Genomic DNA, 2,852 nt, shown 5'->3' with positions numbered 1-2,852 from the left:
TTCCTCGGCACGGTGCACAACCTCAACAAGCTCATCAACCACACGTCCAAGAAGGGCTCTTGACTTTCACCGGGCAGGAGCCGTGCGACAGCCTCGGCAGGTGCGGGCGGAGGTTCCGAAACCCTCGGCGGACTCGGGCCGGGGTGAGCCGGCCGGGCTCGGCGGGCCTCTCCCACGGCCGCCGCAAGTCAGCGGCGGCCTCGCGCAGAAGGCGGATCTGAGTGTGCGCGGCAATGATCAACCAGGTACAGCGCTCACCGGCCTCGGGGTTTCGCAGCTTCGGACGGGTCCACCCGAGGGTCTGTTTCATCAGCCTGAAGAGGTGCTCGATGTCGAACCTCCTTAGGAAAGCCTGCCAGCGCACGTCGACATCTTCGCTGTTCAGGCCGGTGGCGGACGACCAGAGCCAGAGCGGCAGCGGGTCGCCTCCACCCGGCAGGCGGTCGACCTGGAGGCGGATCAGCGTGCCCTCGATGAGGGGGAGTTCGCCGGTGTGGTCGATCCACGCGGAGCGGGTGGTCAGGCGGGGGTGGATGCGGTCCCAGGCCATCGCGCGGGCGGTGCCGTATCGGTCGGTGACCTGCGTCGTGGCCGCGTCCGGCTCGCCCCAGGTCTCCGGCTTGGCGAAGCGGAACTCCTTGCCGTGCTTCGGCGGTCGCCCGCCCTGGGGATAGGACAGGGCGTACTCCTTGAGCGAGGGCGTCGGCCGTCGCATGACGCGGTCGGAGCGCATCCGTCCCAGCACCTCGATCGGGAGGCCGTCGAGGAGGTGGGCCATGCGCGGGGCGTCGTATCCGGCGTCGAAGACGATGAGGATGTCGCGGTCGCCGACGTGCCAGCGGCCCATCTCGATCAGGTCCGTGACCACACGGCGGAGCTGGGTGGCGGTGACCTCGGCGACATCGTCCTTGGGTCCGAGACGGACGGCGTCCAGGAGCTGGCACCAGGACGTCCGGCCCGATTCGAGGGCTGCGACGAAGGAGTACGGCCAGCCGGGCACGAACTGGTCCGAGGACCGTCCGCTGCGGCCGTAGACGTGACAAAACAGGCGGTCCGCGCTGGTCGGCGCGTCCGGACGGAGCCAGTTGCTGACGTCGACCGCCAAGACCAGGCGTCCGTCGGCGGCCCGCGGCATCGGCAGCCCGGCCAGCACCTGCCGCAACCGAGGCACGTCCACGTTCCCGCTGTTCAACGCCTCGTACATCGCGCCGTGCCCGCGCCGGTGCTCGGCCACCAGTGTGAGGTCCACCGGCGAGGTCACCGGGCCGTCCGCACACAGCAACGCGTCGACGAGCTCGAACAGTTCGTCCCCGCGCGCGGTCAGGCAGTCGAATAAGTCGTCCCGGAAGCGTGACGCTTGCGCGAACGCCTCCCCGGGACCGGCGTCAGGCAACAGACTCACCTTCACGGCCTTCGTCTCGATCGGTGCACCTTGGTCGGAGTACATGATCAGACGAAGGCCGCTCCAGCGTCCGGCGAACGCCCAGGTGAGCGGCCTAGTTCGAGGACCATTTCGACTCGGACCTGCCGCGCTGCCGGCATCCGGGATGACGCCGGTCGGCGCACCGGGCGAAGCCCTATGTGCCCACCGCGCCTTGCACGAATCTCCGAAGGTGCGCACGCACGGCGTCGGGCTGCTCCAACCAGGGCTCATGCCCAGCGCTCTCGATCCGCGTCAGCGGAAGATCGAGCCGGAGCGCGAGTGATTCGAGGGCCGACAGAGGGCGGGGATCGTCGACCCCACCGAGGAGTTCCGCTCGCGCGGGTAGGTGCGCGCGCAGGTCGACAAGGTGCTCATCAAGCGGGTCCGCGCGTCCTTCCTTGCCGAGTTCGCCGTTCATAGCCCAGTTGACGGGGCGCCGCTGCCGGGCACCCTGCGCGGCCCAGCGCCACCCGCGTTCGGAATCGGCATGGTCAGTGAACCAGGCCAGCGTGAGCAGCTCGACTTCCTGCTCCTCGGTGCGGCGCGGTGCCTCCTCCAATTCGCGGAGCCGCTCCTGCTGCGCTGCTGACATGCGACGTTCGCGCTCCGCTCGGTCCCCGGTGCGCCAATCACCGACGAACGGCCCGCACATCAGCAGCATTGCTGCAACCCGGTCAGAGTGCGCCAGACAGAACCGGCTCGCCAGGTCGGTGCCGTAGGAGTGTCCAATCAGTACGGCCTTGGGCACGTCCCATGCGTCGAGCAGTTGGGCGAGGTCGTCGACATGCCGGGCGCGGGAATGGCGGCCCTGCCACGGGGATTGGCCGGTGCCACGCTGGTCGTATCGGTACACGGGCGCGAGGTCCGCGATCATGGGGGCGACATCGCCCAGGTAGTCCGGCAGCCCCGGACCGCCATGGAGCATGACCACGGGCGGCTGCCGAGTCGTGTCCCCCAGCGCCATCCAACGTAACTGCGCCCCGTCCGCCATCGACGCGAGGCCCTGCGTCTCCATCAAGGTCATCGCGGAGAACCTACCGATGTCACTGACGCTCCGCCAAAGGTTAAAGAACAAGCTAGGAACCTGTTTCTGATCCCAGGCTGGTGACCGGCCTGGTGGACGGTTCGTTTCGCCGGGATGGGTTCGGGGACCGAGAGGGTGGCGCGTGAAGCTGCGTCGGCAGGGAGGCCAGCGGAGTTGGCTGTGGGGCGCCCTGTCTGTTCGAGGTGGCGGAACCATCCGACCTCGCCATGGCGTCGTCGCGGAGGCGTCGTGACCTCCGCCCCGGACCAAACCGCAGCGGCGACGGCGGGCCGCCGCCGCCGGACCTAGGTGTACTCGGCCGACACGTTGGTGACACACATCCGTCGGTAGTTGATCAAGGGAGGACCTCCGGGCGTAGTGGAGATTGGCGTCTTCACTCACCTC

At 68.7% G+C, this 2,852-nt stretch carries 1 protein-coding gene and 1 pseudogene; both read right to left on the bottom strand.

The window, feature by feature from the left end; genetic code table 11:
- Positions 1–49 precede the first annotated feature (49 nt).
- Positions 50–1,402: pseudogene (locus ABTZ94_RS37205) on the bottom strand (NF041680 family putative transposase); the annotation flags it as partial.
- A gap of 175 nt (positions 1,403–1,577) precedes the next feature.
- Positions 1,578–2,447, bottom strand: coding sequence for an alpha/beta fold hydrolase (locus ABTZ94_RS37200; RefSeq protein ID WP_351207843.1), 870 nt, complete (start codon positions 2,445–2,447; stop codon positions 1,578–1,580).
- Positions 2,448–2,852: the final 405 nt, after the last annotated feature.

Origin of the sequence: Streptomyces sp. NPDC002785, from assembly GCF_040295565.1 — a bacterium.
In the GTDB taxonomy this organism is placed as follows: Bacteria; Actinomycetota; Actinomycetes; order Streptomycetales; family Streptomycetaceae; genus Streptomyces.
This window is presented reverse-complemented; position numbering and strand designations above follow the sequence as displayed.